The organism is Bradyrhizobium sp. BR 1432, from assembly GCF_051547705.1.
Lineage (GTDB): Bacteria > Pseudomonadota > Alphaproteobacteria > Rhizobiales > Xanthobacteraceae > Bradyrhizobium > Bradyrhizobium zhanjiangense.
On sequence record NZ_JBPUGF010000003.1, the window covers coordinates 7,735,414 to 7,749,534 of the forward strand.

Consider the following 14,121-nt stretch of genomic DNA (forward strand, 5'->3'; position numbering starts at 1 on the left):
CGGCGCATTTGCGGCGCGACGCAGAGCGGGCGCATGAGCCGCATCAATGGGGGGCGGCCTGAGCGGCCGCCCTCGGAGGAAGTCCTATTTCTCGAGAGGGAAGTAGTAGTTCGCCATGAAGGAGTACGGCGGGAAATAGGACCGCTTGTACGGCACCACGGCGCTGGCATAGGCCTTCTGCGACTCGTGCACCTTCTTGAAGAACGGGTTCTTGGCGCTCTCGGCCGCCGCGATCTCGTCCCACTTCTTGATGAAGGCCAGCAGGATCTCCGTCGGCGTGCGCAGGATCTGCACGCCGTGCTTCTGCTGCATCTCGATCAGTGCATCGGCGTTCTGGCGCTGCCACTTGGTCCACCAGACCAGGAATGTCTCGTTGGCCGCCGACTTGATGATCTCCTGATGCTGCGGGCTGAGCTCCTTCCACACATCGCCGTTGATGACGATTTCGCCGATCGTCACGTTCTCATGCAAGCCGGGCGAATAATGGTACTTCCAGACGTTGTGGAAGCCGAGCTGCAGGTCCTCGATGCCGCCGACCCATTCTGCGCAATCAATCACGCCGCGTTGCGCAGAGGGAATGATTTCTCCGCCCGGCATGTTGACCACCGTGAAGCCGAGGGCCTGCCACACTTCGCCGGCTATGCCGGTCTGGCGGCATTTCATGCCCTTCATGTCCTCAACCGTCTGGATTGGCTTCTTGAACCAGCCGAACGCCTGCGGCCCCGCAGGCAGGATGGGGAACACGACGAGGTTGAGCTTGAGCTCCTTCTGATAGAACTCGTTGTATAGGTCGAGGCCGCCGCCGTGATAGAGCCAACCCATCACGTCCATGAAGTCCATGCCAAAGGTGCCGCCGGGACCGCCAGTGAACAGGATCGCGGTCTTGTTCTTGCCGGTCCAGTAGCCGGCCCACGCATGCGCTCCGTCGAGCACCCTCTTGTGGGTTGCGTCCAGCACCTCGAACGCCGGCACGACTTGGCCAGCGGGCATTGCCTCGATCTTCAGCGCTCCAGCCGACAGCTTGTTCACCCGGTCGGCGAAATAGGTGAAGTTGTCATAGAGCGTGAGCGACGCCGGCCATGTGGCCTGCATCTTCAACACTTTCGTCTGCGCCATGACTGCAGTGGTGGATACGACAGACGCCGAAGCGATCAGGGCAACGGCGACTAACCCCAGAAACATGCGTTTCATGAGCCATCTCCTCCCTTGGACGACGTGACCGGGGCGATCGCTTTTTCTTCGTTGTTCTTGGTCGCCTGAACTTCAAACCACGTCTGTCACCATTCTGCCACCATGGCCGCAAGTTGTCATCTTGCTTTCTAGCCGCAGCAAGCGTCAGGTTACCGCAGCGTGGCGCGTTCTTGCGTCGGCCGCGCGGACGGACGTACCGCTGCTTGTTGCACCGTGGCCGATATTCATGCCGACGAAGCCTTGGACGATTATCTCGGCCGCCTCTCGGGCGGAGCTGCCTGCTCCATTTGACGTTGTCCGCCGATGTCCCCTTTGCGGGCGCTCGCGGCTCTAAGATTTAGATGCAACCGTTCGCGTCAGCATCGGAAAATGCTTGTTGCCGCCTGCGAACGGCGGAAACTGAACGAAGTCCGCGCGCATGCGCTTGATCGCGTCGGAGCTTAGCGCGCGCGAGAGCGCAGCCGGGCTATCGAACACCAGCTTGTTTCGCTGCATGTGCTCGACCCGCCGCGACGGCAGCCGGTCGACCCAATCGATCCGGGTATAGATCTCGATCTGGCGGACGTCCGGGAAGGTCCGCATGATCGAGGGGTGATGCTCGAGATAGTGCAGATGCCAGGCGTTGATGTCGTCTGCCGGCCCGGGATAGTGCACGAGGTAGCTGCACGGGGTGGTCGTGCCGGGGGGATGCGCGGCGACATCGACCGGAAAGGAGCGTGTCAGCATCACCTGGTGGGTTACGTCCAATCCGGTGAGGCTAGATAATCCGCCGCCGGTTGCGAGGCTGTCGAGCGCTCCGTCGCGCTCCAGCGCAGCTTCACAAGCGAACAGATCCGGAAACCGCAATTGCAGCGCGAAGGCTGGCCCCGGACCGTCGGCCTTGTAGGGATGATCGACCGATTGCTCCAGCGGCGTGAACAGCAGGCCCTCGGTCATCTCCGTGACCGCCCCGACCAGCGCCGCGGCGGAGTCCAGTGCGTCCGATCCGACGCGCCGTCCGCCCGTCGGGTCGACGAATGTCATGAACAAGGAGATCATGATGGCGCTGCTTCAATTTCCTCATCGACATTCAGATGCGCGACAAGCACTGCGCGGACATCGTCGGGCCACGGAATGGCGTGGTGATCCACGAGCGAGGTTGCGGCAAGGATCTGACGGGCACGCCAGCGCAGGCCATCCGCGCCCGAGACGACATGAGCCAAATGCAGCGATGATCCACCCACCCGGCCGATGCGCAGCTTGAACGTCAAGAGGTCGCCGAACATCGACGGCCGGGAGAAATCGCAGGTCAAATGCACGGTGGGCGTGCCGATCTTCCGGAGCGTGATCAATCCGGGCCAGGGAAATCCGATCGCCTCCCAGAAGTCCTCGACGACTCCGTTGAGCATGTTCAGATAGGCCGGAAAGTAGGCGATTCCGGAGGGATCGCAGTCCGCGAACCGTAGCTTGCGGTCGAACGAGAACGCCGTCATCAGATCGCGACGACCGGGTGCCGGATGACACCGACGCCGTCGACCCCGGCTTCCACGACGTCGCCCGGCCACAGCCATTCCTGCGGAGTCATGCCCGCGCCCACCCCTTCCGGCGTTCCCGTCGCGATGATGTCGCCTGGCTCCAGCGTCATTCCGGACGAAATGTCGGCAATCAAGGCCGGAACGTCGAAGATCATGTACTTGGTGTTGGAATCCTGCTTCGTGACCCCGTTCTTCGTCAGCCACAGCCGCAGGTCATGTGGATCGGCAATCTCGTCCGCCGTCACGATGCAGGGACCGAACGGCGCATAAGTATCCATGCCCTTGGAAAAGATCCACTGGCCGGCGCGGCGGTTGTCGCGCGCGGAAATGTCGATCATCACCGAATAGCCGAACACGTGGTCCATCGCCTTCTCGGCCGTGATGCGGGTCGCGGTCCTGCCGATGATGACGGCAAGCTCGACCTCCCAGTCGAGCTGCTGCGTCATCTTCGCATTGTGCTGGATCGCCGCGCCCGGACCGATCACCGAGGTCGGCGGCTTGGAGAAGACGACCGGCTGTTTCGGCAGATCCTTGTCGGTGTCCAGGCTCTTGGCGGACTCCGCGACATGCGCGCGATAATTGAGCCCGATGCCGAAGATGTTCTTGCGCGGCCGCGGGATCGGCGCCTGGAGCCTCACGTCCTCGAGGGGAACGGCAGCGCCGGCCGGCAGGCGCCCATTGGCGCTTTCGAGGCCGTCCTTGAGCGCCGGCAACAGCGTCGCGTTGTTGTCGATGAACGACAGCATGTCGTTCGGCCATGCCAGACCGGACGATGCGCCGAGGCGCTCGACATCGACGACCAGCCCGTTGACGAGCACTCCAAGGCGGACACCGCCGGAGCCGAAGGTATAGGTCACGAGACGCATGGAAGCTTGATCCGACTCTTTCCGTTGAAATTCGCAGGGAGCAACGTGATGTCAGGCCGCCGGCTGATGGCCGGCATTGTCGCTATAGGCCTCTTCCCGATAGAGGCCGAGACCTTCGATCACAGGCAGGTCGTTGAAGCAGAACAGGCAGGCGTCCTCGCTCGTGGAGGCATTGCCGTGTTCGTGCCAGGCCCAGGACGGAACGCAGAAGATGTCGCGCTCCTGCCATTCGAAGCGCTTGCCTGCGATGACGGAATAGCCGCTGCCCTTGGCGACCTGGTAGATGAAGCTTCCGGTATGCCGGTGCGATGTCGTCTTCTCGCCCGGCCGCAGCATTTGCATGCTCGCGCCGATCGTCTGCATCACGTGCCCGCCGGTGATCGGATTGACATAGTTCATGAGGATGCCGTCGTAAGGCGAGCCGTCGGTCGCAGCCGCATATTTCTGCAAGGCTTCGTAGGTCGGCTCCCACTCATATTTGAACATCGGCGAATAGCCCTTCGACCACGGCGCGTTCACCGGGCGAAGCCCGGGGTTGCCCAGGTCTTGGTCATGTCGTCGACGGGATAGCCGGACTCTTCCTGCTGGATGTTGGGATGCACCACGAAGAAATTGGCTTCGAGCGCGTTGACGAGCGGGATGTCGAGCCCGTCCTGCCAGATGCACACCGAGCCGCCGGCGTCGACCCCATGCTCGTGCCAGGTGCCGTTTGGTGTGAGCACGAAATCGCGGGCCCCTAACGTCATCTTGTGGCCGTCGACGACGGTGTAGGCACCGGAGCCTTCCATGATGAAGCGCAGGGCCGAAGCCGAGTGCGCGTGGGCCGAGGCGACCTCGCCGGGATGCATGACCTGCAAGCCCGAATAGAGCCAGCCGACCGCTGCCGATACGTCGCGACGACCGGGATTGTTGAGATAGATCACCCGACGCCCGGCTTTTTCCGGAGAGACCAGCTCGACCGAGCGCAGCACATGTTCGCGCAGATCGCCGTAGCGCCAGAGCACGGGAACGGACGCCGATTGCGGCTGCCAAGGCTCGATCTTGTTGGCGACCGTCCACAAAGCACCGGCTTCGTATTTCTCGAGATCCTTGTAATAGGCCTTGAGCTCCGGAGTGTCCTCGACATTGGCCCGGCCGATCACGTTGTCGCGCATCTCATCCTCCAAGTCCTGTGCTCCAAGTCCTGCGTGGCGTCTTATGGCGTCGTTGGATCGAAGCGTGCCATCCATTGATGGCCAGGGATCGACCATCCAGTTCCAAACGGAGATGGCCGGGAACATCGTCGCGGCAGGCCAGCGAGACCTGCGCCGGCTTGTCGGCCATTGCGCTCGCGCTAAGATGCCGAGATGAAGCCTGCACGGCGGCAGCCTTGACGCGAGGCAGCTTGAGCATCGGCCCTACCCTGTCGCTTGGTCACGAGCGCTCCCGAACTGGGTTGGCAGCATGTCCGGACGTTGACTTACTTCATATGTAAAATTATGGTAATGCATACTTCTGGAGGACGCAATGGCTGAACGGTCTTTCGCTCGCGAGGTCGAAGATCTCCGGCTCGGCGCGGGCGACACCTTCCGCGGCGAAGGCATCCTCGCCATCACCAAGGCGCTGCTGCAATCCGGTGTGGCCTATGTCGGCGGCTACCAGGGCTCGCCGATCTCGCATCTGATGGACGTGCTGGCCGACGCCAAGGACGTGCTCGACGATCTCGGCGTCGTGTTCCAGAGCTCGGCCAACGAAGCGGCCGCCGCGGCGATGCTCTCGGCATCGGTGATGTATCCGCTGCGGGGCGCGGTGGCCTGGAAGTCCACGGTCGGCACCAATGTCGCCTCCGACGCGCTCGCCAATCTCGCCTCCGGCGGCGTCACCGGCGGCACCATGATCATCGTCGGCGAAGATTACGGCGAAGGCTCCTCCATCATGCAGGAGCGCACCCACGCCTTCGCCATGAAATCGCAGATGTGGCTGCTCGATCCACGGCCCGACCACGACTGCATCGTCAACCTGATCGAGAAGGGTTTCGAGCTATCGGAATGCTCGAACACGCCCGTGATGCTGGAAGTTCGCGTTCGCGCCTGCCACATGCATGGGAGTTTCGCCTGCAAGGACAATGTCAGGCCGGCGCACACGATCAAGGACGCGCTCAATAATCCCAAGCGCGACGTCGGCCGCATCGTACTGCCGCCGGCGGCCTATGAGCATGAGCAGGAGAAGATCAAGACGCGCATGCCAGCGGCGATCGGCTTCATCCGCGACAACAAATTGAACGAATGGATGGGACCGAAGCGCGGCAAGGTCGGCATCATCATGCAGGGCGGCATGTACAACAATGTCATCCGCGCGCTGCAATATCTCGGGCTCTCGGATGCCTACGGCAATACGCAGATCCCGCTTTACGTCATGAACGTCACCTACCCCGTGATCGACACGGAAGTTGCGGAGTTCTGCCTCGACAAGGACGCCGTCCTGATCGTCGAGGAAGGCCAGCCGGAATATCTGGAGCAGGCGATCAATACCGTGCTGCGGCGCAAGGACATCCAGGCGCGCGTCCACGGCAAGGACGTGCTGCCGATGGGCGGCGACTACACCGCGCAGGTCCTGCTCGGCGGTGTCAGGGAATTCCTCGAGAAGACGGAGCCGAGATTGCTCGGCAACAGGCCGCCGGCACCGGATGCTGTTCCCGTGCTCAATCATCCGGCGGTCGAGAAGCTCAAGCAGGTCGTGCCGGCCCGGCCGCCGGGCCTGTGCACCGGCTGCCCGGAACGGCCGATCTTCGCCGCGATGAAGCTGGTGGAAGAAGAACTCGGCGAGCACCACGTCTCGGCCGACATCGGCTGCCATCTGTTCTCGATCCTGCCGCCCTTCAACATCGGTGCGACGACGATGGGCTTCGGCCTCGGTCCGGCCTCGACCTCCGCATTCAACGTCAAGGCCGACAAGCGCTCGATCGCGGTCATGGGCGACGGCGGTTTCTGGCACAACGGGCTGACCAGCGGCATCGGCAACGCCGTCTTCAACAAGCATGACGGCGTATTCGTCATCGTCGACAATTTTTACACCTCGGCAACCGGCGGCCAGGACATCCTGTCGTCCCGCGCGGTCAACAAGCGGCGCAAGACCAACAATTCGATCGTGCAGGCCGTGAAAGGCATCGGTGCCCAGTGGGTGCGGCAGATCGACCGCACCTATGACGTCGGCAGGATGCGCGATACGCTGAAGGAGGCGCTGACGACGAAGGATGAGGGTCCCAAGGTCATCGTCGCCTCGTCCGAATGCATGCTGAACAAACAGCGCCGCGTGAAGCCGCAGACGAGCAAGGCGATCAAGGACGGGCTGCGCATTGTCAAAGAGCGCTTCGGTGTCGATGAAGACGTCTGCACCGGCGACCACGCCTGCATCCGCCTGTCGGGCTGCCCGTCCCTCTCGGTGAAACAGCTCGACGATCCCCTGCGCGACGATCCGGTCGCAGCGATCGACAATTCCTGTGTCGGCTGCGGTAATTGCGGCGAAGTCGCCGAGGCCGCCGTGCTGTGCCCCTCGTTCTACCGCGCCGACGTCATTCACAATCCGACCCGCTGGGACAGGTTCAAGTCGAACGTCGCGATGACGGTGATCGGCTGGCTGCAACAGCGGCGCGAGCGCCGCCGACCGGCGCTCGAGGCCCTGACATGAGAGACGAGACGGTTCGACTTGCGCTTCCCGCGGCCGGCGAAGCGACCGAGCGCCCGATCTCGATCGCGATCCTCGCCATGGGCGGCCAGGGTGGCGGCGTGCTGACCGACTGGATCGTCCAGCTCGCGGAGAATCACGGCTGGGTCGCGCAGTCGACCTCGGTACCCGGCGTCGCGCAGCGGACCGGCGCCACGATCTATTACATCGAGGCGATGCCGCCGCTCGATGGACGCAAGCCGATCCTGTCACTGATGCCGACCCCCGGCGATGTCGACGTCGTGATGGCGGCCGAATTCATGGAAGCTGGACGCTCGATCCTGCGCGGGCTGGTGACGCCGGACCGCACCACCCTGATCGCCTCCAATCACCGGTCCTTTGCCATCGGCGAGAAGATCGCGCCGGGCGACGGCATCGCCGACGACGGCGCCGTGCGAGGGGCGATCGGTGTTGCCGCCAAGAGCGAAATCATCTTCGACATGAACGCCCTGGCCATCGCACATGGCAGCGTCATTTCCGCTGCGATGTTCGGCGCGCTCGCGGCCACCGGCGTGCTGCCGTTCGACCGCGACAGCTATCTCGCGGTAATTCGCGCCGGCGAGAAAGGGGCCAAGGCGAGCGTTGACACCTTCCAAGCCGCTTTTGAACGTGTCCACATCGGGGCGCCCGATGTCGCCGCAGCCCCCCGGCCGGAGAAAAACAAGCGAAGCCCCTCGCCTGCGCCCTTCGATCCCCGGCTGGCCAAACTGCTCGAACGGCTCAAACACGAGCTGCCGCAACCCGCACGCGACCTGGCCCATGCCGGCCTGAAAAAGGTGGTCGACTTCCAGGACATCGCTTACGGCGCCGAATATCTCGACATTCTCGGCGTGGTGCACGCCGCCGATCGCAGCGCCGGTGGCGCGGACAGAGGCTTTGCCTTCACACGGATGGCTGCAAAGTACCTCGCCAATGCCATGACCTATGACGATGTCATTCGCGTTGCCGACCTGAAGACACGCGCGGCGCGCCGCGCGCGGATCGAGGGCGAGCTGGAGCTGGCGCAAGGTCAGGTGCTGCAGACCACCGAATTCATGCATCCCCGCATGGAGGAGGTCATGGGGGTGCTGCCCGCGGGCTTTGGTCGCTGGCTCGAGACCAAGCCGCGCCTCATGGGCTGGCTCGATCGCCGCATCAACAGGGGACGTCGGGTGCGGACCTATTCGCTGCCCTGGTTTCTCACGCTCTATGTCGTGGGCGGGCTCCGGGGCCTGCGCCGCCGCTCACGGCGTCACGCCATCGAGACGGCGCATCGCGACGAATGGCTCAAGGCCGCCACCGCGGCGGTCCGCACCAATTACCAGCTCGGCGTCGAGATCCTGCAATGCCGCCGGCTGGTCAAGGGCTATTCCGATACCCACAGCCGCGGCCTGTCGAAGTTCGACAGGACGCTGGCTGCGATCACGCTGGTTGCGCAGCGCGAGGATGCCGCCGACTGGGCGCGCCGCCTGCGGGAGGCGGCGCTGAAGGACGGCCCGGGCAAGCAGCTCGACGGCGTGATCCAGACCATCAAGAGCTTCGCCTCATGAGATTGACCTTAGCGCCGGATTGCCGTTCAAGCTGACGCGGGTCAAAATCGGGCTGCTTGACTGCGATTCCCGGTGCGCTAATCGGGGCCGACGACCTTCGGAATACCTCCGCCAGACGAACCCGGACCCCTGGTCACGCAATGCCGGCAGCACTGAAAGAGAACACCGTTCCCCTCGGGCAGATCGAGACCCGGCTCTGGCTGCAGCTGCTGTCGCTGCACGGTGACATCTTCGCGTCGCTGAACGCGCTCCTGAACTCGGAGTTCGGCTTGTCGCTGGCGAAGTTCGACGTGCTGGCTCAACTCGACCGCGACAGGAACGGCCTCGCGCTCGGGCAGTTGTCGCAGAACCTGAAGGTTTCCGGCGGCAACGTCTCGGGTTTGGTGCAGCGTCTCCTGGCCGACGATCTCATCAGCAAGGAGATGTCCAGCGAGGATCGCCGGTCCTTCATCGTCCGCCTCACGCCGAAGGGCGAAGCCCTGTTCCGGAAGGCCGCCGACATGCACAAGAGGCATCTCAGCCAAAGGCTCGAGACCATTTCGGCCGGCGAACTGGATAATGCGCTGTCGGTGCTGCGGTCTCTTTCGGCAAAAATTCGTACCCAGAGCAAGAAGCAAAGTCGCAAGAAATAATGGCGAAAGACTCCAAGAGCAAGTGGAAATCCGGACCGCCGCGGTCAAGAGAACAGCTGCAAGCCTACATCCCCTATCTGTTCAATCGGCTGGCAAATCGCTGGAACCTCGACCAGAACCGCGATCTCAGCGAGCACGGCATCAACAACGTCGTGTTCCGGACACTGTCGATCCTGTTCATCTACAAGACTCTCACCGTCAACGAGGTCGCGGTTCTCGCCGTGACTGAGCAGTCGACCGCCAGCAGGATGGTGGAGTCGATGGTGTCCTCGGGTTTCGTCAAGCGCGAGATCGCCGAGGACGACCAGCGCCGCCGGGTGGTGGCGTTGACGCCGGACGGCGAGGCGCTGTTGCGCAAGATCTGGCCCATCATGGAAAAGAACTATGAGCGGCTGACCGCCGGCATCGATCCCGACGAGATCGAGATCTGCGCACGGGTGCTCGCCAGGATGGTCGAAAACATCAAGCAGAACCAGATCTGATCCATCAGGGGCCGAGGCCGACCAGGCTGGTGCCGCCGCAGACATACAGCACCTGCCCCGTCACGAAATCCGAGCGCTCGTCGAGGAAGAATTCGACCGCGTGCGCCACGTCCTCGCGCGCACCGAGCCGGCCGACCGGGACGTTGCGCGCCATTCGCTCCTGCCGCTCGGAATCCTTGGGGATGATGCCCAGAAATTGTCGGTCAGGATCGGGCCCGGCGCGACGACGTTCACCGTGATGCCGCTGGACGCCAGCTCCAGCGCCCATGTCCGCGCCATGCCGTGCACGCCGGCCTTGGTGGCGGAATAGGCCGAGCGGGTCACGGCGCCCATCGCCGCGCGCGAGCTGACGAACACGATGCGGCCGAAACGGCGCGAGATCATGCCATCCAGAGCGGCCTGGGTCAGAAGCATCGGTGCGCCGAGATGCAGCTGCGCAAGCGCCAGGATGTCCTCGGGCTTTGCATCCGGCAACAGGTTCGGCAGGATGATGCCGGCATTGTGCACGAGGCAATCAATCGCGTGGTTGGCGCCAATCTCCTGCGCGATGGCCCGCGCCTCCTCAAGGCTGGTCAGGTCCGCGCAATAGGCCGCGAGCAGATCGTGCGTCCAGCCCGGCTTCTCCAGCCCCACCGAGACCACGCGCTGTCCCTTGTCGACCAGCCTCCTCGCCAGCGCTTCGCCGATCCCGGAATTTCCCCCGGTAATGAGTGTGGTGCGTATCTGGCTCATGATCGGTGTCCTGCGGGCTTTCCGGGTCAGACCTGCCGCCGCTTCATCTCGCGGAGATCGAAGAACGCGCCGTCCTGCATCAGCCTGGCGACGAGATCCTTCAAGCCGCCGCGCTGGATCTTCTCGGTTGCGGTGAGCGGCAGCCGCTCGACGAAGCAGATCCAGCCGGGCGCCTTGTAATAGGCCATCTGCTCCAGGCTCCAGCGCACGATGGTCTCGGCAAGCGCGCGGTCGGCGCCGGCCTTCTCGGCGATGATGACGGCCGCGACCTCGTCGCCGCGCAGCTGATCCGGGGTCGCCGCAATTGCGGCCTGCCGGATCGCGGGATGACGATTGAGGACGGATTCGACCTCGACCGCGGCGATGTTCTCGCCGGAGCGGCGGATGACGTTTTTCTTGCGGTCGACGAAATGCAGGTCGCCATCCGCATCGCGCGCGACGATATCGCCGGTGTGCAGCCAGCCTCCGGCCCAGGCCTCCGCCGTGGCCTCGGGGTTCTTGAGGTATTCCCGGAAGAAGCCATAGCGCGGGTCCGCGCCGGCCCGCCGCACCAGCAGCTCGCCCGGCGTTTGCCCTAGCGTATCGACGCCTCGATCATCGACGATGCGAGTCTCGATCTCCTGTGCCGGACGCCCGAAGCAGCTGGTGCCGACTTTGCGCGGCTCGGCATTGGCGGCGATCACGCCGCCACTGCCGGTCTCGGTCATCGCCCAGGCCTCGATCAGCGGGAAGCCGAAGCGCGCCTCGAAGGGGGCATGAAGCAGCTTGTCGACGCCGGCGCCGAACCCGAAGCGCACATCGTGCTGCCGGTCCTGTTCCGACGGCACGGCGCTCATCAGCATGGACGGCATGACGCCGAGATAGTGCAGGCACGTGGCGCGGCTCTCCCTCACCGAGGCCCACCAGCTGCGCGGGTGAAATCGATCGAGCATGGTCAGGCTGCCACCGACCGAGACCATCGCCATCAGCGAGACCGCCATGGCGTTCATGTGGAACAGCGGCAGCGGCGTGATCATGCGCTCGCCATCTGGCTTCAGGTCGATCAGCCCGCCGGCGTCGCGATACCAGTTTCCGCTGTGCAGGAAATATTCATTGGCTGAGGACGCAGCCTTTCGGCTGCCCGGTTGTGCCGGAGGTGTAAAGCAGCGCGCATTCCGTTGCGCCGCCCGCCGGCCGCAACGGCCGCGCACCGTCGTATGGCGCGGGAACGTCGCCGTCGTCGGTGACGACTGGGATCGGCCGGCAGGCCTGGCGCGCCGCCGTCGCCACCTCGGCGCAGCGCTCGGCGAGAACGAAGGCGGCATTCATCTCGGAATGGGAGATGATGTATTCGAGCTCGCTCATGCGCAGATCGGGGTTAATCGGCACCACGGAAACGCCAAGCGCGTTCAGCGCAAACCACAGCTCGATGAACACCGGCCGGTTCTGGAGCAGAAGCCCGACCCTGTGTCCTTCGCCATATCCGCGGTCCGCGAACGCCTGCCGCCGGGCCTCGATCCGCGCGAACATCGCGCGGTAGGAGATCTCGCCGGCTGCGATGCCGTAGATGCCGGCGGTCTCCGGCAACACGTCGAGGAAGCCGGCCTCGCCGCGGCGTAGCGCGGTGTCGCGAAAGCGGGCGTAGACTGTGGTCGCAGCGGTCAAGATACACTCACATGAAAAGCTGAATATTGCCGAACGGCGCGTCGAAATTGACGAGATCGACGCGCTTGAGCTTGATCTTCAGGCCGTTGCCGACCTGCACGAGATCGTGTGATGCCCATCCCGAATACCGCTCCAGCAAGTTGCCGCGCGTCTCGGTGTAGATGTAGGATGTGCGCGCCCTGAACACGCCGGCCGCAGCATCGCAGGCGATGATACGTGGCGCCTGAAGCAGATGGTGGCACCGGCTCTTCGGCTTCTGACTGAAGGTGCGTTCCCCGGCGAGGCGTTCGACCCGCACCTTGAGCAGCAGCAGATCCTCGTACATCAGGGACGGCTGGAGCACCGGGTCCTGCTGCTGCCATTCGAGCGGCATCCAATAGCGCCCTTCGGGATGAAACAGATCGAGCCAGCTCTGCCACTGCATGGTGTCGAGCAGCTCGGCCTCCCGATAGATGAAATCCGTGACGGCTTTCTCGTCGATCATTCCGCGGCCTCGGGATGCTTGTCCATGTCCATGGTCATGAATTTGGCCCAGGCGTGAAACTGGTTGCGCATCTGCCGCTCGGACGTCCCGTTGATGACGGCGGTGACATCAGGCTGTTCGTCGGGCTCGTAGAGGCGGCGCAGATTGATCCACTGATTGCCGTTGGACTTGAGGCCTTCCTGCGCCCGCTCGTACATTTCGAGGTCGTCGTGCCCGACGATCGAGGTCGGCGCGTTGATGAAGCGGTTATACATCAGGGCACGCTCGTAGAGCTTGTCGGGCGCGCCGACCAGGCGATAGACCCAGCTCTCGACCAGCGTCCTGTCGACCGCGACCGGGATGAAATTGCGGAGGATCTGGACGGCGCCTTTGACCATGACGTTCGGGAAATAGACGGTGTTGTGCCTGACCTCGCCGAGGATCTCGTGAGCCCGCGTCTCGCCATAGGCCGCGACCATCTGTTCGAGATAGCCGTCGACGTCGGAATAATTGGAATGGATCGAATTGGCGACGCCGGTGTGGCCATGGCCGTTGGGCCAGATCCTGATGCCGCTCTGCTCGTAGAATTCGTACGGGCTCATGAACGGGCCGTAGAGCTGCACCGCCATCGGCGTCTCCGTGGAATCGCCCTGCTCGCGTTTCCAGACCTTGACCGCGGTACCCGCCGAGCTCTCGTGCGCGACCATGGGATGACAGGTGTCGGTCTGGTTCTCGACCAGCATCTTCCAATTGCAGGTGTGCATGTAGCGGATCGGCGCGGCCACGACCTCGAGCTTGCCCTGTGGCGAGCGGTCGACCATGTTGTCGATGGTCGAAAGACTCAGACCGAAATAGTCCTCGAAGGACACGCCGGTCTCGCTCAGCCGCGCGAAGATGAAGTCGCGATGGATCGCGACGTTCTTGATTCTCGACAGGCCTTCATTCGCCTGGGTGTCGCCGAAACCGGTGCTCTCATAGCCCTTCTTCAAGGGGATCGCGAGCAGCGAGCCGTCGGTCCTAAACGACCATGCGTGATAGGGACAACGAAAGAACTTTCCGGCATTGCCGCAAGGCTCCGAGGCGATCTTGACGCCCTTATGCGGACAACGGTTGTAGAAGACATGAATGGAGCCGTCAGTATGGCGGCTGGCCATCACCGGCTGCCGGCCGATATTGGCGGTGATGAAATCGCCGGGCTTCGCCAACTGGCTCGCGTGGCCGACATAGACCCAGCTGTTGGGAAACAGATGCGCCATCTCGAGCTCGAAGATCTCAGGATCGACGTAGACGTCGCGATGCACCTCCGCCTCGCGCACCAGCGCTGCGATCGACCGCGCATTTCCACCGTATCCACCCATGACGTTCC

Annotated in this window: 10 protein-coding genes and 3 pseudogenes; 4 read left to right on the top strand and 9 right to left on the bottom strand. The window is 63.5% G+C overall.

All coding sequences use genetic code 11. The features are described 5' to 3' along the window. Positions 1 to 84: 84 nt before the first annotated feature. The 5 genes and pseudogenes from ACSKB8_RS37590 to ACSKB8_RS37610 all read right to left on the bottom strand — a co-directional run bounded on the left by ACSKB8_RS37590 (position 85) and on the right by ACSKB8_RS37610 (position 4,725). Positions 85 to 1,191: a TRAP transporter substrate-binding protein gene (locus ACSKB8_RS37590; protein ID WP_438109529.1), complete on the bottom strand. Its 1,107-nt coding sequence runs from the start codon at positions 1,189 to 1,191 to the stop codon at positions 85 to 87. Between the two features lie 330 nt (positions 1,192 to 1,521). Next, entirely contained in the window at positions 1,522 to 2,229 is a 708-nt protein-coding gene (locus ACSKB8_RS37595) for a hypothetical protein (RefSeq protein WP_438109530.1), read from the bottom strand. Beyond that, positions 2,226 to 2,663 carry an acyl-CoA thioesterase gene (locus ACSKB8_RS37600; protein ID WP_438109531.1) on the bottom strand — a complete coding sequence of 146 codons (438 nt, stop codon included), beginning with the start codon at positions 2,661 to 2,663 and terminating at the stop codon, positions 2,226 to 2,228. Before ACSKB8_RS37600 ends, ACSKB8_RS37595 begins: the two co-directional genes overlap by 4 nt. Then, on the bottom strand, positions 2,663 to 3,571 hold the full coding sequence (locus ACSKB8_RS37605; protein ID WP_438109532.1) for a fumarylacetoacetate hydrolase family protein: 909 nt from the start codon (positions 3,569 to 3,571) through the stop codon (positions 2,663 to 2,665). Before ACSKB8_RS37605 ends, ACSKB8_RS37600 begins: the two co-directional genes overlap by 1 nt. 51 nt (positions 3,572 to 3,622) lie before the next feature. Further along, positions 3,623 to 4,725: pseudogene (locus tag ACSKB8_RS37610) on the bottom strand (cupin domain-containing protein). A 352-nt stretch (positions 4,726 to 5,077) separates the two neighbouring features. Here ACSKB8_RS37610 and ACSKB8_RS37615 point away from each other — a divergent pair. The 4 genes from ACSKB8_RS37615 (at position 5,078) to ACSKB8_RS37630 (ending at position 9,916) form a co-directional block, all read left to right on the top strand. Beyond that, a complete protein-coding gene (locus tag ACSKB8_RS37615) occupies positions 5,078 to 7,237 on the top strand; it encodes a thiamine pyrophosphate-dependent enzyme (protein WP_438109533.1) in 2,160 nt (719 codons plus the stop codon). Next, the gene (locus ACSKB8_RS37620) at positions 7,234 to 8,802 is read left to right on the top strand and encodes an indolepyruvate oxidoreductase subunit beta family protein (RefSeq protein WP_438109534.1); all 1,569 of its coding nucleotides are present in this window, start codon (positions 7,234 to 7,236) and stop codon (positions 8,800 to 8,802) included. Before ACSKB8_RS37615 ends, ACSKB8_RS37620 begins: the two co-directional genes overlap by 4 nt. Before the next feature lie 140 nt (positions 8,803 to 8,942). After that, the gene (locus ACSKB8_RS37625) at positions 8,943 to 9,434 is read left to right on the top strand and encodes a MarR family winged helix-turn-helix transcriptional regulator (RefSeq protein ID WP_438109535.1); all 492 of its coding nucleotides are present in this window, start codon (positions 8,943 to 8,945) and stop codon (positions 9,432 to 9,434) included. Further along, complete coding sequence (locus tag ACSKB8_RS37630) at positions 9,434 to 9,916, top strand: MarR family winged helix-turn-helix transcriptional regulator (RefSeq protein ID WP_438109536.1); 483 nt, start codon at positions 9,434 to 9,436, stop codon at positions 9,914 to 9,916. Before ACSKB8_RS37625 ends, ACSKB8_RS37630 begins: the two co-directional genes overlap by 1 nt. Before the next feature lie 88 nt (positions 9,917 to 10,004). Here ACSKB8_RS37630 and ACSKB8_RS37635 read toward each other — a convergent pair. The 4 genes and pseudogenes from ACSKB8_RS37635 to ACSKB8_RS37650 form a co-directional block, all read right to left on the bottom strand. Then, positions 10,005 to 10,648, bottom strand: a pseudogene (locus ACSKB8_RS37635) (SDR family NAD(P)-dependent oxidoreductase); the annotation flags it as partial. Between the two features lie 26 nt (positions 10,649 to 10,674). Beyond that, positions 10,675 to 12,292: pseudogene (locus tag ACSKB8_RS37640) on the bottom strand (ATP-dependent acyl-CoA ligase). Positions 12,293 to 12,299: 7 nt separating this feature from the next. Beyond that, positions 12,300 to 12,776, bottom strand: a complete 477-nt coding sequence (locus tag ACSKB8_RS37645) for an aromatic-ring-hydroxylating dioxygenase subunit beta (RefSeq protein WP_438109537.1) — start codon at positions 12,774 to 12,776, stop codon at positions 12,300 to 12,302. Continuing rightward, positions 12,773 to 14,113 carry an aromatic ring-hydroxylating dioxygenase subunit alpha gene (locus tag ACSKB8_RS37650; RefSeq protein WP_438109538.1) on the bottom strand — a complete coding sequence of 447 codons (1,341 nt, stop codon included), beginning with the start codon at positions 14,111 to 14,113 and terminating at the stop codon, positions 12,773 to 12,775. Before ACSKB8_RS37650 ends, ACSKB8_RS37645 begins: the two co-directional genes overlap by 4 nt. Positions 14,114 to 14,121 lie beyond the last annotated feature (8 nt).